This window comes from Chryseobacterium sp. Mn2064 (assembly GCF_049319685.1).
Classification (GTDB): domain Bacteria; phylum Bacteroidota; class Bacteroidia; order Flavobacteriales; family Weeksellaceae; genus Chryseobacterium.
Genome location: NZ_JBMOUE010000008.1, coordinates 103,413 through 128,340, shown reverse-complemented (window position 1 = coordinate 128,340; position 24,928 = coordinate 103,413). Strand labels below are relative to the sequence as shown.

Annotated in this window: 26 protein-coding genes; 6 read left to right on the top strand and 20 right to left on the bottom strand. The window is 35.4% G+C overall.

Translation table 11 applies throughout. The annotated features are described in order from the left end of the window. Window positions 1–23 precede the first annotated feature (23 nt). The gene (locus tag ACL9RH_RS22540) at window positions 24–830 is read left to right on the top strand and encodes a GLPGLI family protein (RefSeq protein WP_422695577.1); all 807 of its coding nucleotides are present in this window, start codon (window positions 24–26) and stop codon (window positions 828–830) included. A 68-nt stretch (window positions 831–898) separates the two neighbouring features. On the opposite strand, the gene ACL9RH_RS22535 is transcribed toward ACL9RH_RS22540, so the two are convergent. From ACL9RH_RS22535 to gltX, 3 genes are read right to left on the bottom strand one after another with little or no spacing between them, the layout of a single operon-like run. Then, a complete protein-coding gene (locus ACL9RH_RS22535; protein ID WP_422695576.1) occupies window positions 899–1,255 on the bottom strand; it encodes a helix-turn-helix transcriptional regulator in 357 nt (118 codons plus the stop codon). 12 nt (window positions 1,256–1,267) lie between these two features. After that, window positions 1,268–2,224, bottom strand: a complete 957-nt coding sequence (locus tag ACL9RH_RS22530; protein WP_422695575.1) for an acetyl-CoA carboxylase carboxyltransferase subunit alpha — start codon at window positions 2,222–2,224, stop codon at window positions 1,268–1,270. 49 nt (window positions 2,225–2,273) lie between these two features. Further along, window positions 2,274–3,782, bottom strand: a complete 1,509-nt coding sequence (gene gltX, locus ACL9RH_RS22525; protein WP_422695574.1) for a glutamate--tRNA ligase — start codon at window positions 3,780–3,782, stop codon at window positions 2,274–2,276. Window positions 3,783–3,969: 187 nt separating this feature from the next. Between gltX and ACL9RH_RS22520 the strand changes: the two genes are divergently transcribed. Then, on the top strand, window positions 3,970–5,190 hold the full coding sequence (locus ACL9RH_RS22520) for a hypothetical protein (protein ID WP_422695573.1): 1,221 nt from the start codon (window positions 3,970–3,972) through the stop codon (window positions 5,188–5,190). Between the two features lie 92 nt (window positions 5,191–5,282). Here ACL9RH_RS22520 and ACL9RH_RS22515 read toward each other — a convergent pair whose 3' ends face one another. From ACL9RH_RS22515 to pdxA, 15 genes are all read right to left on the bottom strand, one after another. After that, the gene (locus ACL9RH_RS22515; protein WP_422695572.1) at window positions 5,283–6,527 is read right to left on the bottom strand and encodes a glycosyltransferase; all 1,245 of its coding nucleotides are present in this window, start codon (window positions 6,525–6,527) and stop codon (window positions 5,283–5,285) included. A gap of 72 nt (window positions 6,528–6,599) precedes the next feature. Continuing rightward, window positions 6,600–7,502, bottom strand: coding sequence for a glycosyltransferase family 2 protein (locus tag ACL9RH_RS22510; protein ID WP_422695571.1), 903 nt, complete (start codon window positions 7,500–7,502; stop codon window positions 6,600–6,602). Then, window positions 7,502–8,320 carry a DUF6492 family protein gene (locus ACL9RH_RS22505; protein ID WP_422695570.1) on the bottom strand — a complete coding sequence of 273 codons (819 nt, stop codon included), beginning with the start codon at window positions 8,318–8,320 and terminating at the stop codon, window positions 7,502–7,504. The genes ACL9RH_RS22510 and ACL9RH_RS22505 overlap by 1 nt, the downstream gene beginning before the upstream one ends. Window positions 8,321–8,326: 6 nt before the next feature. Next, the gene (locus tag ACL9RH_RS22500; RefSeq protein WP_422695569.1) at window positions 8,327–9,484 is read right to left on the bottom strand and encodes a glycosyltransferase; all 1,158 of its coding nucleotides are present in this window, start codon (window positions 9,482–9,484) and stop codon (window positions 8,327–8,329) included. 199 nt (window positions 9,485–9,683) lie between these two features. Further along, window positions 9,684–10,871, bottom strand: coding sequence for a glycosyltransferase (locus ACL9RH_RS22495; RefSeq protein ID WP_422695568.1), 1,188 nt, complete (start codon window positions 10,869–10,871; stop codon window positions 9,684–9,686). Between the two features lie 3 nt (window positions 10,872–10,874). After that, a complete protein-coding gene (locus ACL9RH_RS22490) occupies window positions 10,875–11,861 on the bottom strand; it encodes a glycosyltransferase family protein (RefSeq protein WP_422695567.1) in 987 nt (328 codons plus the stop codon). Window positions 11,862–11,865: 4 nt separating this feature from the next. Further along, the gene (locus tag ACL9RH_RS22485; RefSeq protein ID WP_422695630.1) at window positions 11,866–12,612 is read right to left on the bottom strand and encodes a glycosyltransferase family 2 protein; all 747 of its coding nucleotides are present in this window, start codon (window positions 12,610–12,612) and stop codon (window positions 11,866–11,868) included. A gap of 52 nt (window positions 12,613–12,664) precedes the next feature. Then, the gene (locus tag ACL9RH_RS22480; RefSeq protein ID WP_422695566.1) at window positions 12,665–13,429 is read right to left on the bottom strand and encodes a polysaccharide deacetylase family protein; all 765 of its coding nucleotides are present in this window, start codon (window positions 13,427–13,429) and stop codon (window positions 12,665–12,667) included. A 1-nt stretch (window position 13,430) separates the two neighbouring features. Further along, on the bottom strand, window positions 13,431–14,213 hold the full coding sequence (locus ACL9RH_RS22475) for a glycosyltransferase family 2 protein (RefSeq protein ID WP_422695565.1): 783 nt from the start codon (window positions 14,211–14,213) through the stop codon (window positions 13,431–13,433). A gap of 1 nt (window position 14,214) precedes the next feature. After that, window positions 14,215–15,462 (bottom strand): ornithine--oxo-acid transaminase, encoded by a 1,248-nt coding sequence (gene rocD, locus ACL9RH_RS22470; RefSeq protein WP_422695564.1) that lies wholly within the window; start codon window positions 15,460–15,462, stop codon window positions 14,215–14,217. A 314-nt stretch (window positions 15,463–15,776) separates the two neighbouring features. Beyond that, complete coding sequence (gene accC / locus ACL9RH_RS22465; RefSeq protein ID WP_422695563.1) at window positions 15,777–17,132, bottom strand: acetyl-CoA carboxylase biotin carboxylase subunit; 1,356 nt, start codon at window positions 17,130–17,132, stop codon at window positions 15,777–15,779. 98 nt (window positions 17,133–17,230) lie between these two features. Next, window positions 17,231–17,716: an acetyl-CoA carboxylase biotin carboxyl carrier protein gene (gene accB, locus ACL9RH_RS22460; protein WP_422695562.1), complete on the bottom strand. Its 486-nt coding sequence runs from the start codon at window positions 17,714–17,716 to the stop codon at window positions 17,231–17,233. 127 nt (window positions 17,717–17,843) lie between these two features. Next, window positions 17,844–18,047 (bottom strand): 50S ribosomal protein L32, encoded by a 204-nt coding sequence (rpmF, locus tag ACL9RH_RS22455; RefSeq protein ID WP_007843326.1) that lies wholly within the window; start codon window positions 18,045–18,047, stop codon window positions 17,844–17,846. Window positions 18,048–18,114: 67 nt separating this feature from the next. Beyond that, a complete protein-coding gene (locus ACL9RH_RS22450) occupies window positions 18,115–18,645 on the bottom strand; it encodes a YceD family protein (RefSeq protein WP_422695561.1) in 531 nt (176 codons plus the stop codon). Between the two features lie 84 nt (window positions 18,646–18,729). Beyond that, window positions 18,730–19,821 (bottom strand): 4-hydroxythreonine-4-phosphate dehydrogenase PdxA, encoded by a 1,092-nt coding sequence (gene pdxA, locus ACL9RH_RS22445; RefSeq protein WP_422695560.1) that lies wholly within the window; start codon window positions 19,819–19,821, stop codon window positions 18,730–18,732. 48 nt (window positions 19,822–19,869) lie between these two features. On the opposite strand from pdxA, the gene ACL9RH_RS22440 reads away from it, so the two are divergent. From ACL9RH_RS22440 to ACL9RH_RS22430, 3 genes are read left to right on the top strand one after another with little or no spacing between them, the layout of a single operon-like run. Next, entirely contained in the window at window positions 19,870–20,454 is a 585-nt protein-coding gene (locus ACL9RH_RS22440; protein WP_422695559.1) for a riboflavin synthase, read from the top strand. 1 nt (window position 20,455) lies between these two features. Continuing rightward, entirely contained in the window at window positions 20,456–21,910 is a 1,455-nt protein-coding gene (locus tag ACL9RH_RS22435) for an ATP-binding protein (RefSeq protein WP_422695558.1), read from the top strand. Continuing rightward, window positions 21,910–22,617 carry a tRNA1(Val) (adenine(37)-N6)-methyltransferase gene (locus tag ACL9RH_RS22430; protein WP_422695557.1) on the top strand — a complete coding sequence of 236 codons (708 nt, stop codon included), beginning with the start codon at window positions 21,910–21,912 and terminating at the stop codon, window positions 22,615–22,617. Before ACL9RH_RS22435 ends, ACL9RH_RS22430 begins: the two co-directional genes overlap by 1 nt. 45 nt (window positions 22,618–22,662) lie before the next feature. On the opposite strand, the gene ACL9RH_RS22425 is transcribed toward ACL9RH_RS22430, so the two are convergent. Both ACL9RH_RS22425 and rpmH read right to left on the bottom strand, forming a co-directional pair. Then, on the bottom strand, window positions 22,663–23,373 hold the full coding sequence (locus tag ACL9RH_RS22425; RefSeq protein ID WP_422695556.1) for a cell division ATP-binding protein FtsE: 711 nt from the start codon (window positions 23,371–23,373) through the stop codon (window positions 22,663–22,665). A gap of 154 nt (window positions 23,374–23,527) precedes the next feature. After that, window positions 23,528–23,686, bottom strand: a complete 159-nt coding sequence (gene rpmH / locus ACL9RH_RS22420) for a 50S ribosomal protein L34 (RefSeq protein WP_039365072.1) — start codon at window positions 23,684–23,686, stop codon at window positions 23,528–23,530. A 234-nt stretch (window positions 23,687–23,920) separates the two neighbouring features. Here rpmH and ACL9RH_RS22415 point away from each other — a divergent pair, with 234 nt between their 5' ends. After that, window positions 23,921–24,925 carry a DHH family phosphoesterase gene (locus tag ACL9RH_RS22415; RefSeq protein WP_422695555.1) on the top strand — a complete coding sequence of 335 codons (1,005 nt, stop codon included), beginning with the start codon at window positions 23,921–23,923 and terminating at the stop codon, window positions 24,923–24,925. Window positions 24,926–24,928 lie beyond the last annotated feature (3 nt).

The following is a 24,928-nucleotide window of genomic DNA, read 5'->3' as shown; positions in this document are numbered from 1 at the left end:
CCAGGATAGTCTTTTCTTACCTCATGAAAAAGAATATATTCCTATTGATTTCAGCTCTTTTTATTGTTTCGATAAAAGCTCAAAAAAGCTTTTCTTCGGAATATGTGGCAGGATATACTTTAGATTATAAGAACTCTAATCTACCCAATGCAAAAAGCCAGCTCACTACCTTCATTCTGATGATGAATGATAGGGAGTCTTATTTTAAAAGCATGAATGTTCATGTACAGGATTCTTTAAAGTATTACAAAAAAATAAAAGAAACAGGAGATGCCCTTACAGACCTGAAGGCTTTTTCTAAGTTTGCATGTGAGTATCCTGAAAATATAGGGACTACTGTTGCAAAAGTATATGTCACAACTCCTATTTCAAGAGCTTTTGCTTCGTATGAAGAACCTAATATTATAGAATGGAAATTGGTTAACGAATTCAAAAAAATTGGAAATGCTAATTGTCAGAAAGCATTTACTAACAAATACGGAAGAAACTGGATCGCATATTTCAATCCTAATATTCCATTAAACTATGGACCCTATAAATTTAATAAATTGCCGGGTCTTATTGTAGAATTGTATGATGACAAAGGCGATTTTCACTATAAACTATATAAATTCAAAAAACGTAAAATGATTTGCCCATTTGCTAATTCATATGAAAATGTAAAACATGTCAAGAAAGAAAAAGCCTATCAATGGCGAAAAGATTCTTTTTTGCAGACTGATTATTCAGAAGTGCTGGATAATGCAGATTCTGAAACTATTAGACAGTTAAATAGAAATTCAAGAAAATTGTATGATCAATATAACCCTATTGAACTAAGATTGGAATGATAATAAAAGAAGCCCTGCAAATTTGCAGGGCTTCTTCTTTTATTATTAAGAACCAAATGAATAGAAAATCATTTCTTATGTAAAAGTTTTTCTAATTGTTCACTAAGTTTGATTGCAGAGGATTCATCTGTAATTATCATATTAATTATGATTTTTCCTTTCTGTACTCCAACTCCTCCGGTTCCTGTTTTATCTTTGTTTTCAATGTTATTTGTAATATGAATTTTTTGATCGTCTTTAAAAAACTCATGAAGTTCAACATCGAAAATTTCTGCTAATTTGGGAATATATTGAGATTTTACATCAAAGGTTCCATTTTCCCAATTGATGTAAGTGGCTCTGTCAATATCTAACTTATCAGCGATTTCCTGCTGAGAAAGTTTTGTTTTATTTCTTAATCTTTTAAGATTAGTACCAACTCCCATAATTATTAACTTTTATCCTTTAAACTGACCCATCGCGATAAATTTATCTTGTCTCTGGGTTTCAAGCTCATGCCCTGTAAATTTGGCGAAAGCTTTGATATTTTGTAGAATAGAATTTTTCAAATTTAAATAAGTTGTCTCCTGATCATAGTGAGCTCCTCCAAGCGGTTCCTCAATGATTCCGTCGATGAACTTTTCTCTTAAGGCGTCTGCTGGAGTAAGGTTTAATGCATTGGCTGCATCTTCCTTGTGATCCCAGTTTCTCCATAAGATTGAAGAACAGCTTTCGGGTGCAATTACCGTATACCATGTGTTTTCCAACATATATACTTTGTTTCCTACACCTATTCCCAATGCTCCACCGCTGGCTCCTTCTCCGATCACGTAAGTGAAGATAGGCGTTTTTAGCTGAACCATTTCAAAAATATTTCTTGCAATAGCTTCACCCTGTCCTCTTTCCTCAGCTTCCAATCCTGGATAAGCTCCCGGTGTATCTACTAAAGTTACCACAGGAATGTTGAATTTTTCAGCAAGCTTCATCAGTCGTAAAGCTTTTCTGTATCCCTCAGGATTTGGCATTCCAAATCTTCTGTGCTGTCTTTCTTTGGTTGTTCTTCCTTTTTGAGTCCCTATGATCATTACTTTTTGACCGTCAAGGGTAATCAATCCTCCAATCATTGCCGGATCATCAGCGAAATTTCTGTCTCCATGAAGTTCTAAGAAACTGCCTTTATCTGCCATTCCGTGGATGTAGTCCAATGTATACGGACGATCTGGGTGACGAGACAGTTGTACTCTTTGCCAAGGTGTAAGATTTCCATAGATTTCTTTTTTCTTTTCTAAAATCTTATCCTCAATTTGGCTGCATGCTAATTTTACATCAACACCACTTTCTTCCCCTACTAAAGAACAGGTCTGATATTGATCCATCAATTCTTTGATAGGAAGTTCGAAACTTAAATATTCCATTTCTTGAAGTAAATTAAATCTTTCAAATGTATGAAAAATTATGTTAATTCTATTTAAAATTATTTACAGCATTGCTTATTCTGGAGATACTTTCCTCTTTACCAAGGGTTTCCAGGATGTCCGGAACGTCCGGTCCTTTCAATTCTCCTACTAAAGATAAACGGAGTGGCATCATTACTTTACCCATTCCCAGACCTTTATTTTCCGCGAAATCATGCATGGCTTGCTTCAGTGTTTCTGCAACGAAGTCTGTAGATTCAAAATTTGAAGCCAATTCCCCTAAAATTGCAGATGTTTCCTCGTTCCAAGCTTTTTTAGATGCTTTTTCATCATAAGAAGTAGGAGCTTCGAAGAAAAATTTCCCGTTTTCATAGATGTCTTTCGGGAACGTTGCTCTTTCTTTCATCAGGTGAATCACTTTTAAAAGCTTTTCATCAGAAACTCCGGAAAGGTCAATGTCTGTATTTCTAAGGATCTGAAGAAGTTCTTCATCCGTTTTCATCTGAATATACTGATGGTTGAACCATTCTGATTTTTCTTTACTGAATCTTGCCCCAGCTTTATGTACTTTATGAAGATCGAATTCCTTGATCATCTCTTCCAATGGAAGAATTTCTTTATCGTCTGCAGGTGACCATCCTAATAATGCAACCATATTGATGAAAGCATCAGGAAGGTATCCGTTTTCTCTATAACCTTTGGAAACAACTCCTGTTGCAGGATCTTTGAAATCAAGAGGGAATACAGGGAATCCAAATTTATCTCCATCTCTTTTGCTCAATTTTCCTTTTCCTTCAGGTTTTAAGATCAAAGAAAGGTGGGCAAACTGTGGTGCTTCCCACTGCATTGCTTCGTATAAAAGAGTATGTAATCCTAGGGAAGGAAGCCATTCTTCACCACGGATTACGTGAGAAATTTCCATTTCGTGATCATCAATGATGTTGGCGAAGTGGTAGGTTGGCATTCCGTCATTCTTTACCAGAACTTTGTCATCTAAAGTGTTTGTATTGACAGAGAATTTTCCACGGATGATGTCTTCAAGGTTCAGCACTCTGTCCACAGGCATTTTGAAACGTACTACATAAGGTGTTTTTTCATCCAATAGTCTTTGAACTTCTTCTTCAGAAAGAGCAAGACTATTTCTCAGACGGTTTCTTGTTTTATTATCATATGAGAAAACATCGCCCTTAGCTTCGTACTCTGCACGAATTGCATCCAGTTCTTCTGCGGTGTCAAAAGCGATATAAGCATAATCTGTCTTTAAGATCTGCTCAGTGTATCTGTCGTAGATATCTCTTCTTTCAGATTGTCTGTAAGGAGCAAATTTTCCTCCTTTTTTAGGACTCTCATCCGGGATGATTCCGCACCATTCCAAAGCTTCTTCAATGTATTCTTCAGCTCCTTCTACGTATCTTGCGGTATCTGTATCTTCTATTCTCAATACAAATTCTCCACCTTGATTTTTAGCAAAAAGGTAATCATATAATGCAGTTCTTACGCCTCCCAAATGTAAAGGTCCGGTAGGACTTGGAGCAAAACGTACTCTTACTTTCTCCATTTCAATTTAAATTTTTGCAAATTTACTTAAAATTATCATGTTTTTCATGATGTTTTGCAACGGTGTTATTGGCTTTTTTGATCTTAATCTTTACTTTTGTACGCCTTTATCAGGTCTATATTCTCTTGAGAAGAGGAAAAGAAGAGCGGTTTATTTCTATGAATGGAAATTTATAAAAGAATGAAAAATGACAGGTAATAGTAAATCTTTGCAGATAAGATTGAAAAATGATCTTAGAATTTATTATGTATTGGTATTACTCATATTCCTGTTGGTGTTTGATTATGCTCAGGGTTGGCATGTATTCCGGTCTTTTATCAAATTTGATTCCTGGTCGGTGTATGGAGATCTTCGTCTTCTTCTGAAAGGAACAGATTTATATCAAATAGGGAAGGACCCTTTTAAGGAACACTATGAACCTCCTTATAACTATCCGTCATTCTGGCGTTTTTTCTCCTATATCAAAGGTTTTGATGGTGCGCACTATAAGATTATAGGCTTTTTACTTATTTTCTGTAGCCAAAGTCTGTTTTTGTGGGGAACAGGAAACTGGAATGTGAAAAAAGCAGCTTACTATATACTATTGCTTCTCTCGCCGGTTTCTCTTTTGATTTTTGAGAGAGGAAACAGTGATCTGATTATATTCTCACTTCTTGTATTTCCGATTGTAGCTTTTCCTAAAAGCAAAATGATTTACATACCGTTCTTTCTGCTCGCTTTCATGCTAAAGCTTTATCCGATAGGAGCAGGGTTGGTGATTCTATATTTATACTCAAAGCTGAACTTCAAAAATATATTGCTTTTTGCTTCCATTGGATGTATAATATTGATCTATTTTGGAGTGAATTATGAAGAAATTGCGATCATTCGGGAGAGAACACCAACATCTTTTGCGGAATTGAGTTTTGGCTTTTCTGTCCTTCTGAAAAACATCATGTCTCACAATCCAAAGATGTATAAGATTGAAGGTATTTATTGGGCGGGATATGCTGTTGTATTTATCTCCATCATTTTTGTTTTGCTTAAAATATTCAAAAAGAAATGGGAACAGACAGATCTTACTCAAATCAAAAAACAGGAAATATCTCTTTTTCTGATAGGTTCCGGAATCTTTCTATTCAGTTTTTTCCTATCTATCAGCTGGGAGTACCGATTGTTTTTCCTTGTACTATGTGTACCGGCCATCATAAGCTGGAGCAAAAACAACCAATTTGGAACCAAGTTTGTCATGGTGATTTTACCTCTTATATTGTGGAACCAAACATTAAGAAGAATCGCAGAAAGTCTCTTTTCCGGCCAGTCTAATGTTATTTTTATTATTAATCAAGTGCTGATATCTTCTCTGGCTGTTGTTTTGATTATTTACATTATCCTTATCCTCAAGAAATCAATAAAGCTGGTTAAATAGATTGATAAATATTAATATAAAAACCGCCATTGGAACAATGGCGGTTTATTTTTTAGTTTCTTCGCTCTTCTCTTTTTGAGAATAAGAATATGTTATTTCTTGTTTTTGATCTTTTTCAAGAAAATGTTGACTTTCTTTCTGATTTTATTATAGATCGTTCTGTCGAGATACTGTATCCTGTTGTTGAGTTTCTCAATCTCACTCAGGTAGAAAATGTCATTCACATTAGTTGCTGTTTGACTTTCAGTCTTGCTTAGGTTTTGAATAAAGCCCAAACGAGTTTTAAACAGTTCTCCGATATACTGTATTGAAAAATTGTTCTCAATTTGGAGTCTTGCACTTTCTCTTATAGCATTCAGAGATTCAAAATGGTCTTTTATATATTGAAGTTTTTCAATCGCATCCTGAAGTCTTGGTTTTGCCAAAGTAAGTCCTTCTTCAATAAGACCTTTTGTATTAGATGTTTTGATAAAATCATACTGGATCAGGAAGCTGTTATTAACATTCATAAAATCCAGATTTCCGGAATAACCGGTTCCTACCACAATTTTTCCATAAGCCATGGCTTCTGCCATCGTCAGCCCGAAACCTTCTGAACCGTGCAGAGAAATTAAAACATCCGACTGTTGAATCAAAGAATGCAGCTTCTCTTTCGAAAAATGCTCATTGATGATGATAACATTTGGGATATCTTTATATTTTTCCAGAGCCTTTTGTGCATCCTTACTTTTTTCCAGGTTATGTGTTTTTACAATTAGGACATTATTATTGTCTTCTTTAAAAACATTTGTAAAAGCGTCAATAGTTGCTTCAGGATTCTTTCTGATCGTTGTACTTAAAGAATCAAAAATGGTAAAATAGATTCTTGCGTTTTCCGAAATACCGTAAGGTTCTCTGCTAAAATCTTTTGAATCCGCCAGCTTTTGAATCGGATGAGAGAATCTGATCACCGGAATTCCTGTATACTGAGTAAAAATATTGACACAGAAATCACTCGGAACCCATAATTCATCGAAAACTCCTAAAATCTGAACCACTTTTTCCGAAACCTCAGGGAATTCCCAGGCCCAATAAATGATGTTGTAATAGTCTTTCAACTGTAGGTCCTGATTTTTGGAAAAGAAATCACTAATGAAGTTGATATTGATATGGAAAATATTGATAGTTGTATCATTTTCCGACGGTGCGGTGTCTATTCTTTCAAAAGTTTCACTGGAATAATTTATCCGGTTTACTTTGATGCCAACAGCTTCCAGGGCTAAAGCATTCAGCCGGGTAGCTTCGGAAATTCCAAAGTTTCCGTTAAAAAAACCGTGATAATTTACGCTCAACTGCATACTTTATAAAATTTTAATTTTCTTTTGTTATTTGTGTTGATTTTCAATGTGATATATGATGGGGAACTATTTTTAGTCAAGGCGCTTTCTTATCTTGTATTTTAATTTCTGTATAAAGTTTCTTTTGATTCTATGCTCTTCATTTTCATGGAAGTAATTGGCTCTCCATGGTTTATCCGACTTGGTGACCAATTCAAATAGAATTCTGTTTCTTTCTGCCAGCTTTAATCTTTTTTGGTACGTCTCATCATCCAGTAAGTTTTTATCCGTTGTATAGGAAATCTTCTGGTAATGGTTCTGATGAAGAACGATAGGATGATCAATAATTTCTACTTTCAGGCCTTTCAGGTGAACCCTGTGCAGAAACTCATTATCATCAAAGGCGATTCCTCTGGCGAATCTTTCATCAAAGCCTCCTAAGTCGTACAGATTTTTCTTAGTAATGGCAGCACAAAAATGATATCCTTTAGGATTGGTAACAGAATGATTATACCAACAATCTAGCCCATCTCCGATATAACCAACATTATTATCAGCCATCAGTTTTTGAAGCTGTGCAGGATTTTCTAATAATGTATTCAGATTATCTGTACTTTCTATTCCAAGAGAGAAGCATGAGAAACTTATATAATTGGTCTCTGTAATGTGATCCTGGGTATGTTTTAATACCTCACCATAGTGAAGACATTCAGGATTCTGCAATATCACGATATCACCTTTGGCTTCCCTGAAACCAATATTAAAAGGAATACATGAATTGAAGTACCATTTATCCTCTTTTTCCAGCCTGATAACCCTTAAAAAAGGATATTTTTCAGTAAGATCTTCCAGTCTTTCATCCTCATCACTTCCATCATCTACAGCAATGACTTCCACGTTCTGTAAGGGAAACTCAGATTGTTTAACGATACTTGAAAGGGTATTTTCAAATAGTTTTTTTCGGTTATAATATGCTGTAACGATTGATATCTTCATTAGAATAGTAGGAATTTTCTTTTTCTTATTTGCCAGTTACTTTGAAAGATAACCCCCAAATAATTTTTTTTAAGTTTTGCAATATTATAAAATTTTTTCTCAAGATTATATTGCTTTTCGAAATGATATACTTTAAAGAAGCCTTCAATAGGGTAAATATCTATTAATCTTGTTTTTAGAAGGTATTCTCCATAGATCACACACTCAGAAGGGGTTGTTATCTCGTCAATCTCGCTAAAGAAGCTTTCAAAAGTTTTACCCTGTTCTTTCAAATATACTTCAATAAAATGTTCCCAAACTTTACAGCTCCAAAGGTAAGGAGAAGGGCCATAGTCCCATTCTTTTCCTTTATTGCCAAAAAATGGACGGGTTGCCCTTAATGCTTCCTTGAAAAACATCGTCTCGGAATCTATCCCAATGTTTTCCATGGTCTCCAAAAATGATTTGGATTCGTGCATAATGGTATAAGGTGTATGATCATCATACAGGAAATCTGAATAGTAGAAGTCCCGGATAAACTCAGAGTCTGAGTCTAAACAAAGATAATTTTCACAAATTCCCAGGCGGTAGGCGTGTACTTTGATGATCTGCTGATATCTCCAGCCGTCTTTCTGATCCGAAGCAAAGACATCAGAATCTTTAATAACTTTATATCCGGAAATTCTTTCTTTAAAAAACTCAAAATCAGAATCGTTTACCGAAATAATAACAGGAATATTCTCCTTGTTATGACGGTCTATAGATTGTAAAAGCTTTTGCGTTCTTTCAAAATCCGGTTTATAGGTTTTTATAAATAAAATTAAAGGAGTTTTCTCCATAATGTATTAGTTTAAAATTGATTCCCAAAGTTCCACCGATTTCTCTTCTGTGAAATTGTCTTTGAAAAACTGTATAGCTTCCTGCTTTTGCTTTTCATATAAAACTGGGTCGTTGATAAGCTGCATCGCAATGTCTGCAAAAGTTTTCGGATCGTCGCTTACCAAACATCCGTTTCCTGTTTTTTGGAAAAATCCGTCAATTGCTTTTTCACTTCCTACCACTGGAATGCCGAAGGAAAGTGCTTCTACCACCTTAATTTTGATTCCGGTACCTCCAAGCATTGGGCAGATCGCTATTTTACTTTTATGATAATATTCTTTGAGACTGTCTGCAAAAACTACTTTTTCAATATTTTCACGATCCGGAATCCAGTTGCAGATTCTTCCGATAACACATATTTTAACTTCTTTTGGTAAGAAAGGCATCACCTTATCTATAAACCAATTGAATGACTCTACATTGAACGGATTGTCTGAACCCACGAAAATAAGATCGTATATTTTCTCTGTCGTGCCCGTTTCATAATTGGCAGGAAAGCTTGGCGGAATATTTACAACCTTATCTCCCAAAAAGCTTTTGAAAATAAAGTTTTCTTCATTGGATATGGTAATCACTTTATCGTAGAATGAAAGATTCTGAAGCTCTTCATTAAACTTTTCTCCAATATTCAGCGTTTTGTTTTTGTAGTATTCATTCAGCGTGATCCAGTCGTGTGTATCTACTATAGTTGTAACATTGGTTAAGTCGAGTTTTACAATAAGATCAGTCCAGAATTCATAATTGATAAGAATGTAATCATACTTTTTTCTGTTATAAAATTCAGTAAAAGTATCCATGAAATATCGGGTATAGAAGTATCCGTTATTGCTTGTTTTCTGCTTGGTGAATAGTTTTATGATCTTATATTTCCAGTAAGTATAGCTTTTTTTGTTTCTTATCGGTCTTCTTTTTAAGACCAGATGGTCATCAATTATATTTTTATCTACAAATTCACCTGTATCCCCAAATCCTCTGTAGAACTCGTCAACTCCTACCAAATCAATATTCAACCCTAAAGATTTTAAATGTTTAAGATTGGTATATGCTCTGGCTACATTCCCGGCTTTTTTTGAAAAAGGGTTTTCAGGAAAGAAAAATAATATTCTTTTATCGGAGTGATTCATTATAATAGGTTATTCGAAAAGTTGTACTAAGTTATATTTTTAATTAATTTTTTTGCAATAAATGCTTTCAATTTCTTCAAATATTGTATTGAAATCATCAATGCAGTGGTTTACAATACCAAAACATTCAGCCTGACAACTCCGGTGACTGCAAAATTAGCGTTAAAAAACAGGTTAATTTATATTTGACGATATGAATTTACAGCGTTTTAAGCTTTTCTTTCACTTCTTCGGGAGAAAAAGCCCTCAGACTGTCGATAGAATTCTGGCTCAGCGTATTCCAAAGTGCTTCATTATTGTTCAGGGTAATAATGGCTTCTGCAAAACTTTGTTCGTCATTGGCAATCAAAACATTCTTTTTATCTGTAAGTTTCATGCCTTCTGCGCCAATATCAGTGGTAACTACCGGGAAAAAGTATTCAAAAGCCTGTCCGATTTTTCCTTTCACTCCAGCTCCAAATCTTAGAGGAGCTACCATGATTTTGGAGTTCATGAAATGATCTTCAATACTTTCCACAAAACCTAAGAACTTAAACTTAGGAAATTGTTGAATGTCCAGTTTTTCCGCTACATTTCCGATAATGCTTACTTCCAGCTCCGGATTGGTTTTCCAGACGATCGGCATTATTTTTTCATATAAAAATTTAACGGCATCAATATTCGGTTCGTGGATAGATCCGATGAAAGTAATCCCTTTGCTTTCGCTAAAATTTTTTCTCTCAGAAATGTCAATTTTGGGGTAATGAATATTGGAAATAGTGATGATTTTCTTCTTGTCAGCGTACTGGCTCATAATTTCTTTTTCCTTGTCGGAAATAGCAATAATATAATCCAGCTTTGGAGCGACAACCGTTTCTAGGTGGAAGAAATGTTTATAATTCTTTTTTAGCGAAATACGGGTTGGCTCTATTTCAATTGCTCTTTTAAATCGTAAAAAGTGAATATCCACCATATCATAAATGAATCGGGCGGAAGGTAAAGCGGATTTCATCTTTTTATAGAACAGGTTAAGAGCAAGTGGCCCGTTGAACCAAACGTAATCTATCGTTTTAAAAGATGAAAGAAAATTGTAGATGTTTTTGTAAGTGTTGTTTTCTACAAATACAATAACGTTATGCTGTTGGTAAAACTGTACATAGGTATTGTTCTCGAAAATATGAGGAGCAAACAGAATACAGTTATAACCCAGTTCTTTGTAAATTAAAATAAGTTCTTTCAGTCTGTTGGCACCAGATTCTTTATCATGGGCCGGAAAATCTCTTGAAGCAAATAGAATTGTCTTTTTTGAAGCGTCATATAGGTGAATATTGACGAGATCCTGAGTTTGGAGATGTTTGAGTTTTTCTTTTCTTTCGAAGTGTTTTTTTATTTTTTTTAAGATTCCCATTTGCTAGTTTTTAGTATCAAGTTCAAAAACTTTGTTCACCCAACTATCCAAAGTATATCTGTAATAGATTTCTTCAGGAATTTTTTCGTAAGGCTTATCAAAAAAAGATTTGTCAAGATTACTAATATTTTTGTTTAAAATCAAAATATTATTAGGATTGTAAAAATCATACGTTTTAATGGCTTCATTATCAGTAATGATTTTCTTCTCCAGAGACATCGCTTCAAAAACTCTGAAGCTAAGACCATATTGGCCTTCACGCATCAGGTCAAGCAGAACCTTGGAGTTCTTATAATATTTAGGAAGATCGTTATGAGGGATTTTTTTGATGCTGAAAACAAGAAACAGATTTTTAGGGACCGTCATAAAAATATTGGTCAGCTGATGCTTCCATGATTTTTTTCCAATAATCATAATCTGGAATTTCAACCCTTGTTCAATCAGTTTTTTTGCCAGTAGCTTGATGAGAGAAACTCTTCTGTTATCATACGAAGTAATGTAGAAAAGATCCATTTCAGGATGCTGGTTTTCTTTTGTACAAAGCGGAAGATAGATGTAGTTGGTTAGTTTTTCAAAACCATGCTTTTTGACATCAATATGATCAAAAGAAAATACTTTATCAAAAAGATAAAGCTTATCTTCTACAGGAACTCTTTCCAGATTGTCGTAAAGGTACGTAATGAGTCTGTCGGTATATTTTCTGATTTTTTTAAGAGTAGAAAGATCGAATGTGTCAGGATTCATCACCAAAATCTGATCCTGATGCCCAAGTTTTTCAAGGGAATCGAGAACATATTTTTGTCTTTTTTCAGTCTTAAGATTTTTGCTTAAAAAAGTTTTGCTTAAAGCATTGACTGCTCTTTCGTTAAAGTTGGAATGAGTGACGGTACTGATTTTTATATGATGCGCATCAATACCCCTTTTGCATAATGTTTCAACAATATACTTATCATAATCCCAAAAATCATAACTAATGATACAAATCTTCATTCAACTAATTTTGCTCTTTTTTTAATGATTCATATGTTTCAAACACGCTTAAAGCTTGTAGGTAAGATAGTTGATATCCTTCCTGTCCGTCGAAAACACCTAGTCTCATTATATAGGCTTTAAAGAATTTAAAAGCAGTTTTAAGATATTGAACCAAAATACTGTATTTTTTTCCTTTTGCAGCCAATTCTTTCCCCTTTAAAACCCCGTAATGAATCATTTTTTTTCTATACGATTCATAATCTGAAACGGAGTAATGAAGTAATTTATTTTTTAAAATCCCGATGCTTCCGCTTACCTCCAGAGTTTCATGTACTTTTTTACCATCCATGTACCTGGCTTTCGATTTTCTGAAAAGCCTGAAGTTTTTATCAGACTGGGTTCCAGAAAAATGAATAGGCTTCTGGGCAAAGAAGAACTTCCTGTAAAAATAATAGGCATCTTTTTGCTCGGGTTTATTCAGCTCCTCTATAATTTCCTGTCTCAATGCCGGAGTTATTCTCTCATCTCCATCCAGAAATAATACCCAGTCATTTTTTGCAGCATCCAGAGCCAAATTTCTTTGCTTTGTAAAGTCTTCAAATTTATTTTGAATCACCTTTACATGGGGGAATTTCTTTGCAATTTCTACAGTTTTGTCTGTACTGAATGAGTCTATCACGATGATTTCATCACAAAAATCAAAACATTCAAGGACTTCCTGTATATTTTTTTCTTCATTATATGTTATGATCAAACCACTTATATTCATCACAACCCTTTGTTTGATATGGAAATACACTCATATTCCCTTAATTTAGTTTTCAAAATAGTTTTAGTTTGCCAAAGATAAGTTTTAATTTGAACTTTATAAACGAATCCTTGCCTTTTATATCGACTCTGCATAGTTCATACTGATACCGTGTCGGGAAATAGTTTATTTTGTTCCCAATTCTTACTGCAAAATCGATTCCTATTTTATTTAATATAGAAAAAAATCTAGACTTTTCTGAATTTTTATCAGGATATTTTCCATAGGGATAGGCTAAAACTTTTGAATAGGGGATATTTTGTTCCTCGAGGATGGCCATATTTTGTTTAAGATCCTGTTCTATAAAGTCAGGTGAAACATTTTTTAGATTTTCATGGGCGTGGCTGTGAAGAGCTATTTCAAAATAATTCTGATCCAAACTCCGCATTTCTTCGAAGCTCATCATGGAATAATTTTTATATCCTTTTTCGATAAATGATGTTGGAATAAAGATGGTAGCCTTCAGATTATATTTTTTTAGTAGAGAAGGTAAGTACTCCAGATTATTTTTATATCCGTCGTCAAAGGTGATGATAATATTTTTTTTGGTCACAATGTTGAGTTCTGAAAAAAACTTTGAAGAATATTTCTGTCTGCTTATATAGCTGAACTGTTTTTCAAGATTTTCCAAACTTACAGTGAGATCTTCATTGCTTTCTTTTTCAATCTGGTGATACATCAGAATTGTCAGTCTGTTTTTGGGAAATGCCAATAGATACAGACGAAAATAGAGGATGACAAAAGTCACCAGCAGGAGAGGGATCGAATAAAAAAACATACTATTTTGCTGTATTAAGTTGAATCTCGCGCAGACGTATTTTTTCCCGCAGCTTGATGTATTTCAGAAAGGTATAGTAGGACATCGTCTTGGCAACATAAAATCCAGGAAAGCCATCCAGAAAACCAAGTTTGAAGATGAAAACTTTGGTAAACTCAAACATGGGGCTTACAATGATCTTGAATCGGTTGATCTTTTTTCCTTTTTCAAACATTTTTTCGGCCATCATATCAGAATATTTATTGATTTTCGAGACATGATGATGAATGCTTTTGTAGGTATAATGATCTATTTTACCTTTCATGAGACCCGATTTCTGATTGGTAATCAGAGATTCATGAACTTTGTCATCGGAATATTTAGCATATTCTTTTTTGAAAAGCCTTTCACGGCAAACATTTCCCCAACCTCCAAACCTGATAAGGTGAATACCGAGGTGATTGTTGAATTTTGCTTTGTAAATATTGTATTCCGGTTGGTCTGAAGAGACTATTTTCTGTATGTTTTTTTTCAGATCCTCGTTGGGAACTTCATCGGCATCCAGAAATAATACCCATTCATGGGAGCATAAAGCAAGGGCATGGTTTTTTTGTTCACCATACCCATTGAATTTTTTCTCAAAGAATCTTACCTGAGGATATTTTTGTGTGCAAATCTCTTTTGTCTTATCTGTTGAAAAGCTATCGACAATGATAATTTCATCTGCAAGATCTGCCACTGCATCTAAAAGTCTTACGATATTCTCTTCTTCATTATAAGTAATGATTGCAAGGGAAAGAGCCATTTTATTTAAACTCAAGAATCGTTTTCTCGATAATCTTCACGCAATCCAGCAATTGCTCCTCAGTAATGACCAATGGAGGTGCCAGTCTGATGATATTACCGTGTGTTGGCTTGGCGAGTAATCCGTTTTCTTTTAACTGAAGGCAAAGATTCCATGCGGTAGAGCTTTCCGGAGTGTCGTTGATCAGAATAGCATTTAAAAGTCCTTTTCCTCTTACTTTGGTAATAAGGTCGGTTTTTTCGATAAGCTTCTCTATTTCTGCTCTGAAAAGTTTTCCAAGTTCTTCTGCTCTTTCAGAAAGGTTTTCTTCAGCAACAACATCCAAAGCGGCAACAGCTACTGCACAGGCAATAGGATTTCCTCCAAACGTAGAACCATGCTGGCCAGGTTTGATGACATTCATAATGTTATCATTGGCTAAAACTGCCGAAACAGGATACATTCCTCCGGAAAGTGCTTTTCCTAAAATTAAGATGTCCGGCTGAACATCTTCGTGGTGACAAGCGATTAATTTTCCTGTTCTTGCAATACCGGTCTGTACTTCATCGGCAATGAAAAGAACATTGTGTTTTTTACACAGCTCGGAAGCACTCTTAAGGAAATTTTCATCCGGTACATATACTCCGGCTTCTCCCTGAATAGGTTCTACAAGGAATGCGGCAATATTGGCGGCTTCATTGTTCAGAACTTCTTCTAATGCTGTAATATCGTTATAAGGAATTTTGATAAATCCAGGAGTGAAAGGTCCGTAGTTTTGGTTAGCATCAGGATCGTTGGAGAACGAAACAATAGTAGTCGTTCTTCCATGGAAATTATTTTCGCAAACGATGATCTTCGCAGCATTTTCTGCAATTCCTTTTACTTCATAGCTCCATTTTCTGGCAAGTTTCACAGCCGTTTCCACAGCTTCAGCTCCGGAGTTCATTGGCAACACTTTATCAAACCCGAAAAGAGTGGTGATTTTCTGTTCGTATTCTCCCAATTTTGAGTTGTAGAATGCTCTTGATGTTAGAGCTAGTTTCTTTGCCTGTTCTACCAAAGCTTCTACAATTTTAGGGTGGGAGTGTCCCTGGTTCACAGCAGAATATGCTGAAAGAAAATCATAGTACCTTTTGCCCTCTACATCCCAAACGAAAACACCTTCTCCACGATCCAGAACTACTGGAAGGGGGTGATAGTTATGTGCTCCATGTTTGTCCTCAAGGTCAATAAAATACTGTGAGTTTTTTGTTTGTTCTGCTGTTGACATATTTTTTGATTTTCAACAAATTTACGCAATATTAATGATATGGATGAACAAATGCCTAGTGTGGTTAGAGAGTAGAATTGAAGTAGAATTTGGGGTGAAATAATGTCGTATCAGAAAATATTTTCTCTGTAGACAGGCAGTTTTAGGTATAATATCTTTGGTATGATAGAATTTTATTTTCTGTTTGTGTATTAATTTTTATTAATAATTGATTTTGAGGTGGTTGAATCTTCTGGGTGGTATTGAGTTTCGTAGGTTATAAAACAAAAGCTGCCTCTTTTTGAGGCAGCTTTATTGTATATTTTTAAATAATCTTAGTGATTATCATATTTTCTATCCATTACAAAATCTTCCATGAATTTTGTAGTATAGTTTCCTGCAAGATAATCTTCATGATCCATCAGTTGTCTGTGGAAAGGAATAGTGGTTTTTACTCCTTCAATATAGAATTCTTCAAGAGCACGTCTCATTTTTGCAATCGCTTCCTCACGGGTTTGTGCCGTAGTGATGATTTTGGCAATCATAGAGTCGTAGTTAGAAGGAATTGTATATCCAGAATAAACGTGAGTATCTACTCGGATTCCGTGTCCACCAGGAATGTTTAATCCAGTGATTTTTCCCGGAGACGGTCTGAAGTCTGCGTAAGGATCTTCCGCATTGATTCTACATTCAATTGAATGTAATTTAGGATAATAGTTGATTCCTGAAATAGGAGTTCCTGCAGCAAGAAGAATTTGTTCTCTGATAAGGTCGTAATCAATTACCTGTTCAGTAATAGGGTGCTCTACCTGGATTCTTGTATTCATTTCCATGAAATAGAAATTTCTGTGTTTGTCTACAAGGAATTCGATAGTTCCTACACCTTCGTATCCGATGAATTCTGCAGCTTTTACAGCAGCGTCACCCATTTTCTCACGAAGCTCGTCTGTCATGAAAGGAGAAGGAGTTTCTTCAGTCAGTTTCTGATTTCTTCTTTGTACAGAACAGTCTCTTTCAGAAAGGTGGCAAGCTTTACCATATTGGTCACCAGCTACCTGAATTTCGATGTGTCTAGGTTCTTCAATCAGTTTTTCCATATACATACCTCCGTTTCCAAAGGCAGCTACAGCTTCCTGAATAGCAGATTCCCAGTGTTCTTTAAGGTCTTCAGCTTTCCAAACCGCTCTCATTCCTTTTCCACCACCACCGGCAGTTGCTTTGATCATTACAGGATATCCTGTTTCTTCAGCAATTTTTACAGCGTGTTCATAAGATTCAATTAATCCGTCTGAACCAGGTACGCAAGGTACCCCGGCAGCTTTCATGGTAGCTTTAGCATTAGCTTTGTCTCCCATTTTTTCGATCTGTTCAGGAGAAGCACCAATGAACTTGATACCGTTCTTCTGGCAGATTCTAGAGAAGTTAGCATTTTCAGATAAGAATCCGTAACCTGGGTGAATAGCGTCAGCATTGGTAATTTCCGCAGCAGCGATAATGTTAGGGATTTTAAGATATGAGTCTTTACTCATAGCAGGACCAATACAAACAGCTTCATCAGCAAATCTTACATGAAGGCTGTCTTTATCAGCAGTAGAGTATACTGCAACAGTTTTGATTCCCATTTCTTTACAAGTGCGTAAAATACGCATTGCAATTTCGCCACGATTGGCTATTAATATTTTTTTGAACATCTTCTTCAATTTGAAAATTAGATAATTTGAAAATTAGATAATGTTATTTCAATGTAGAATTTAATCTAACATCTAATGTCTAACATCTAACTTCTAAATTAAGATGGATCTACTAAGAATAAAGGTTGGTCGTATTCTACCGGAGTAGCATCATCTACCAAGATCTTAACGATTTTTCCGCTGATCTCAGATTCAATCTGGTTGAATAACTTCATTGCTTCAATTACACAAACTACTTTACCTACAGAAACTTCGTCACCTACGTTGGCGAATACATCTTTATCAGGAGATGGTTTTCTGTAGAATGTACCGATCATTGGAGATTTGATGGTTACATATTTGCTGTCATCAGAAGCTGCTTCAGCTTTCTCAGCAGGTGCCGCAGCAGGAGTTGCAGCAACAGGTGCCGGAGCAGCTACTGCTTGTGGTGCTGTGTGGTATACTGCAGGTTGTGCATAAACAGCGTCGCTTCCAGCTAATGGAGTTTTAATAGTGATTTCGAAATCTTTAGTTTTGTACTTCACTTCTGAAACTTCAGCCTTAGATACAAACTTGATAAGATTTTGTATGTCTTTAATGTCCATAAATTTGATATTTGATTTGATGTCAAAGATACCAAAAAAACGTAAAAAACAACAAAAAACCGCCAAATTTTATCAAAATTGGGCGGTTTTTGTATTAAAATGAGGCTTTTTCAGTGAAAAGCGACTCTTAGTTTTCTTCAGTAGTAGCTACTTCTTTTTCCAATACTACTTTACCTCTGTAGTAAAGTTTCCCTTCATGCCAGTGAGCTCTGTGGTAAAGGTGAAGCTCTCCTGTTGTTGCATCTTTAGCTAATTGAGGAACTACAGCTTTGTAGTGAGTTCTTCTCTTATCTCTTCTTGTAGACGACTGTCTTCTCTTTGGATGTGCCATTTTCTAATAACTTTTTTAATTGATGAGCGATGAGATTCATCATCTCATCATATTTAAATTATTCTATTTAATTATTGTCTCTTAATTTTCTTAAAGCATCCCATCTTGGGTCACTTTTATGTTCTTCCTCTTCAGCTTCCTCAATATCTTTTGGACTGAACTGGTCAAGAATTTTTATATCTTCATCACTTACATTCGGCGATATTTTTTTCATCGGGATGGAAAGCATTACATTTTCGTAGATCAAATGGGCTACGTTGAAAGCGTGCTCTGCGGTAGGAATTGTAATAACATCTTCATTGCTGTCATCATATTCTTCCCCGAAATTCACCAGAATTTTGATTTCATTTTCAATAGGGTAGTCAAAATCTTCATTTGTGATATCACAAACCAATTCGACCAAACCATTTATTTTAATTTCAAATTCTAGAAAAGTCGTATGCTTATCTAATAAAACATCTACTTTTATTCTAGGATTTGTAAATTCTTGCTCAGTGTCAAATAATTGAAAGAACGTTTTATCTATCTCAAACTTGAACTCGTGTTTTCCGTTTTTAAGTCCGGAAAAGCTTACGTCATAGTTTCTTAACTTGTCCATAAAATGAGTGTGCAAAAATATGCATTTTTTTTATAATAACAAATAAAATCTCAAACAAATTGTTTTAAAATTTGTTTCAACGATTTATGCTTCAGTTTCCTCAGGAAGATCCTCATCTATTCCGTTATCAACAACCATTTTTCTAGGCTGTAGGCGGTTATTCATCAGATCGCTGTATTCACTTCTGTTTTTAAAAATTTTAATAGCAGTGAAAATAGCTTCTGTAAAACTCTGTTCATCGGCGATGTTTTTACCGGCAATATCATAAGCAACTCCATGATCGGGAGAAGTTCTGATAAAAGGTAAGCCCGCCGTATAATTCACTCCTTCTTCATAAGCCAGTGTCTTGAAAGGGGCTAGCCCCTGATCATGATACATGGCTAACACGGCATCAAAAGTCTTGTATTTATTGGGTTGGAAGAAGCTGTCTGCCGGGAAAGGCCCGAATGCCAGTATTCCATTATCAGAAAGTTCTTTGATTGCCGGAGCGATGATCTCAATTTCTTCTGTGCCGATAACACCACCATCGCCAGCATGAGGATTTAATCCTAATACCGCAATTTTAGGTTTCTGAATACAGAAGTCTTCAATAAGCGTTTGGTTCAATACTCTGATCTGTTTCTTAATTTTATCCTTGGAAAGATTTTCTGCAACCTGAGAAATCGGAATATGATGAGTGGAAACAGCTACTTTAAGATCTTCCGTAACAAGAAACATCAATCCTTTTTTACTGAATTTCTCCTCAAAATAACCGGTGTGGCCTGTATGTTTAAAGCCCATCTTTACCATCTCGTCTTTGTTGATGGGAGCGGTTACAAGCACATCAATATCTCCTCTCATTAAAGCTTCCGTAGCTGCTTCCAGAGAATCAATCGCCATTTTGGTAGATTCCTCGGTGGGAACTCCCAGTTCTACATTAACGTTTTCTTTGGTAAGATTCACCATATTGAGTTTTCCCGGCTGAGCCTGAGAAGCCTCGTTAACATAGTTGAAATTAAGATTCAGCTTAAAAATATTTTTCTGATAAGTGAATAGTTTTCCCGAACCAAAAATTACAGGAGTGAAAAAATCCGTAATAGTTTTGTCTTTCAGAGACTTCATAATGATCTCCGGACCGATGCCGTTGAAATCACCGATTGAAATTCCTACTCGTACTTTATGGTTTTTTGGGCTCATTTTGATTATCTTTGAAGATTATAATTTACAAATTTAGCAAAAAATAATATGTTCACAGGAATTATTGAAGCAGTTGGTGTTATTGAAAAAATAGAAGAGAAAGGAAGCAATATCGATTTTACCCTGACTTGCCCTTTTACAACCGAACTTAAAATTGATCAGAGTCTGGCTCACAACGGTTGCTGCCTTACTGTGGTTGAGATTAAAGACAACCAATATGTAGTAACCGCAATCAACGAAACTTTAGAAAAAACCAATCTTGGAAAGTGGGAATTGGGAACGGTGGTTAACCTTGAGCGTTGCATGAAAATGGACGGTAGATTAGACGGTCATATTGTTCAGGGGCACGTTGATAAGACGGGTGAGGTAGTAGGAATTGAAAATAAAGACGGAAGCTACTTTATTACCATGAAATATGAGAATGACGGAAGTTTTGTAACGGTACCTCAGGGATCTATTACCGTAAATGGAATCAGCCTTACTGTGGCAAAAAGCGAAGATGCGCAGTTTTCTGTAGCAATTATTCCTTACACATGGGAATTTACCAATATGAAACATTTAAAAATTGGTGATAAAGTTAACCTGGAATTTGATATTATTGGTAAGTATATTGCTAGGTTAATTAAAAAGTAGGATGTCAATCAATAAATATAAAGGATATAGCTTAAGAAATCGCGTATTTTTCGGGTTCTTACTGGTATGTTTCTTAAGTGTTGTAGCAACTTCTCTTGTTCCTTATTTTGTTTTAAGGAACAACTCTATGCAGCAGAGTACGATCGATATGCAGGAGAAGACAAATGCTGTAATGCGGTATCTCGACTATGCTGTAAGTCAGACGCTTGTAGAAACAAAAGACCTTCCGAAAGTTTTAGGAAATAAAATCTTTGAAATTGCGGATATAAACCAGCATGACATTGTTATTTATGATCTGAAAGGAAATTATCTTCTTTCCAGTAAAGATGAAGCTCTGGTTGATCAGAAAACAATTCCTATAGAAATTGTCAACAGAATTCTGGCAACCGATGCCAGAGTAGATATGGTGAGATATGATGCCGCGAAAGATGCTAAACTTACTTCTTCCTATCTTTTACTGAAAAACAATGAGCTGGAGCCGGTCGGGATTGTTTATATTCCTTTATATCATAATGAATCTGCTTACCTGGATGTTCTTCATCAGTATGTAAAATATATTTTGTTAGTCGATATATTTCTGATTCTGTTCAGTATCTGGATTAGCTGGGTAACTTCTAATAGTCTGGCAAAAACTATCACGAAATTCTCTGATATGATTACCCGTATTACATTATTTGAAAATGAAATGCGCCCTATCAGATATTATAAAAATGATGAGCTTAATGCCTTGGCAAGAGCTTATAACAGAATGATTCTTCAAATTCAGGATCAAAAAGAGAGATTGAGATTCAAAGCATCTGAAGAAGCATGGCGGGAAATGGCCAAGCAGGTAGCACACGAGGTGAAAAATCCTCTTACTCCTATGAAGCTTACCATTCAGAACTTTGAAAGGAAGTTTGATCCACAGGATCCGAATATCAAAGAAAGGGTAAAATTAATGAGTAAAACCATGGTAGATCAAATTGACCTGATTGCAACCGTGGCTTCTGCTTTCTCAGAATTCGCAAAGCTTCCTGAAAAAAACAATGAAGTCATCAATCTCAACACAGAAGTAGAAGATATTCTCCGTGTATTCAATGACGACAGTATCTTTATGCATGCTAACAAGAATAATATTATGATCAATATGGATAGGATTTACCTGTCCAGAATCATCACCAATCTTGTTACCAATGCCAAACAGGCGGAAAGCGAGGAAAGAAAACTGATCATTAATGTAGATGTAGAACAACATCAGAGAAGGGTTATTATTTCCGTACAGGACAATGGGATTGGAATTCCTGAAAACATGTACGAAAGAATTTTTGAACCCAATTTTACCTCCAAAAACAGTGGGATGGGACTTGGCTTATCTATGGTCAGAAAAATGATTGAGGATTATAAAGGTGAGATCTCTGTAAAATCAGAAGTAGGAAAGGGGTCAACATTCATTATCACACTTCCTACCAATTTATAGTGAAACCTTTTAAGTTTAAACAGTTTGAAATTCAGCAGTCCAAAGAAGTCTTTCGTGTAGGAACAGACGGTGTTCTGCTTGGGGCTTTGGCTAATGTAAATAATGTTTCTTATACTTTAGAGATAGGAACGGGAACAGGATTGATTTCTCTCATGCTGGCTCAGCGAAACCAACAAACAAAGGTCTTAGGTTTGGATATTAATGAAGAAGCTGCTGCTCTTACAAAAGTTAATTTTGAAAATTCACCTTTCCATAATAGGCTTACCAATATACATCAGGATTTTAAAACTTTTGAAACAGAAATGAAGTTTGATCTTGTTGTTTCCAATCCTCCTTATTTTGAAGAATCGGGTTCAGACAAAGATAAAATTGCCCGGCAAATGGTTGAACTGAACTTTATTCAGCTGATTAGCGGTGCTGCTCAAATTTTATCACCCAAAGGACTTCTTTCTGTTATTATTCCTGTTGAAGCGGGAGAGGCTTTTATTTCCATTGCAGAAGAAAAAGGGCTTTTCTTACATCGTAGGGTTAATATTAAAGGTATTGAGAATTCGAAAATAAAAAGATTGATCCTTGAATTTTCACTTCATAAAGAAGAAATTGCAGAATCTGAGTTTATTATAGAAAAAAGTCCGAGAATATACTCGGACCAATATCTTGAACTCACGAAAGAGTTTCATATCTTTAAAAAGGAAACTGAAAATTAGAGCTATAGTTTGATGTGTACTATAATTTTCAAATCTTTTAATTTTTTATTCGAATAATTCTGCAGTATCTAGTACAGAAACTTTTCCATCTTCACATCTGATCGCTTCTCCAGGGAAGTTTTGAATCATGTGATAATCGTGAGTCGCCATTACTACAGCAGCACCGTTTTCAAGAGCAACCTGCTTCAATAGAGTCATAATTTCGTTGGAAGTTTCAGGGTCAAGGTTTCCTGTTGGCTCATCCGCTAAGATAAGATCAGGGTGGTTAAGAAGAGCCCTTGCAATCGCGATACGCTGTTGTTCTCCTCCTGAAAGCTCGTGTGGCATTTTGTGCTTTTTGCTTTTCATGTTCACGCTTTCCAATACCTCGTTGATGCGGTCTTCTATTTTTACTTTGTCATTCCATCCTGTTGCTTCCAGAACGAACTTTAGGTTTTTTTCAACCGTTCTGTCGGAAAGTAACTGGAAGTCCTGAAATACAATTCCCAGTTTTCTTCTTAAGTTAGGAATATCAGACGGTTTAAGCTTTGCCAGATCAAATCCTACAACCGCTCCGTGTCCTGATGCCAAAGGAATATGTCCGTAAAGAGTCTTTAAAAGTGAACTTTTTCCGGAACCTGTTTTTCCGATAAGATAGCAGAATCTTCCTTTTTTGATGTTCAGATTTACATCGGAAAGAACGGTAAAGTTTTTTTGCGCAATCTTAGCGTGCTGCAAACTTATGATATTGTCTCCGGAGATATTAGTATGTGGCATAATTTAAATTTAAAGGCTGTTTCTAATAAAAATATTTCAACTTTTAAAAATAGAAAAAAGAAGTCTATCTGACGTAATTTTTAGTAAATTTTAACAACAAAAAATGCTTGAAAAGCAACTTCTCAAGCATGATTTGTATATGATAATAAAAAGATTATCTCTTAGCGCGTGCAGCACTTACAGTTAAACTCTTTCTGCCTTTAGCTCTTCTCGCAGCCAAAACTCTTCTTCCATTTGGCGTAGACATTCTTTCTCTGAAACCGTGTTTGTTTCTTCTTTTTCTTTCTGATGGCTGGAATGTTCTTTTACTCATTACTATATGTTTAAATCGTAATTAATCTATTAATTTTCAGGTTGCAAAGATATATAAAATTTTATAAGTTACAAACTTTAATGATCTTTTTTTAAAATTATATGTGATGTTTTTTACTCAGTCTTTGATAAACCCTGATGAGAAAACCAATTTCTGCCACAAAAATAATATTTAGATGATTTATATAAAAGCTCTATCTTTGAAAACTTTAATTTTAACGAAAATAAACACCCGATGTTTACACCAGCAGAACTTTTAGAGATTAATACATTACTGACACCTGAAAACAAGATCGTTATCCTTACCCATTACAATCCTGATGGTGACGCTATTGGTTCCAGCCTGGGATTGAAACATTATTTAAAGGGAAAAGGAATCCACGCCGAAGTAATTGTTCCTAATGATTTTCCGAAATTTCTGAAATGGATGCCGGAAGCCAAAAAAGTAACGATTGCGGAATATAAAAGAAAGCTGGCATCTGATATGATTGCCGAAGCAGATGTTATTTTCTGTCTGGATTTCAATTCTCCTTCAAGAATTGGATTATTGGGTGACTGGTTGGTAAAAGCACAAGGAAAGAAAATCCTTATTGATCATCACCAGCAACCGGAGCCGTTTGATTTTGTCTATTCGGATACTGTAATTCCTGCAACTTCGCAGATGATCTATCATTTCATTGAAGTAATGAATGACGAGCAATTGGTGAATCAGGATGTGGCAGAATGTCTTTATACCGGAATTATGACCGATACCGGAGGTTTCCGTTTTCGTTCCACCAGTGCTACTACACACAGAATTATCGCTAATCTGATAGAAAAAGGAGCAGACCCGGCTATGATTACATCTAATACCTGGGACACCAATACCGTTTCCCGTCTTCACTTACTGGCTTTGGTGCTGGGAAGAATAGAAGTGGTGAACGATGGAAGAGTGGCTATTCTGAGTCTTACCAGAAACGAGCTTAAAGAATTCGGTTTCCAGAAAGGAGATACAGAAGGCTTTGTAAACTATGGTTTAAGTATTGCCGGAGTAAAAATGTCTGCATTTTTCATGGAAGATCTGTATGAAGATTTTATTAAAATTTCATTCCGAAGTAAAGATGATGTAGATGTGAACCAATTCTCCAGAAAATATTTTAACGGAGGTGGTCACATTAATGCTGCAGGAGGAAAGTCTATGGATTCTCTGCCGGGAACGATTGAAGTATTCAAAGCAAGACTGATCGAAGAAAGCCTTTAGACA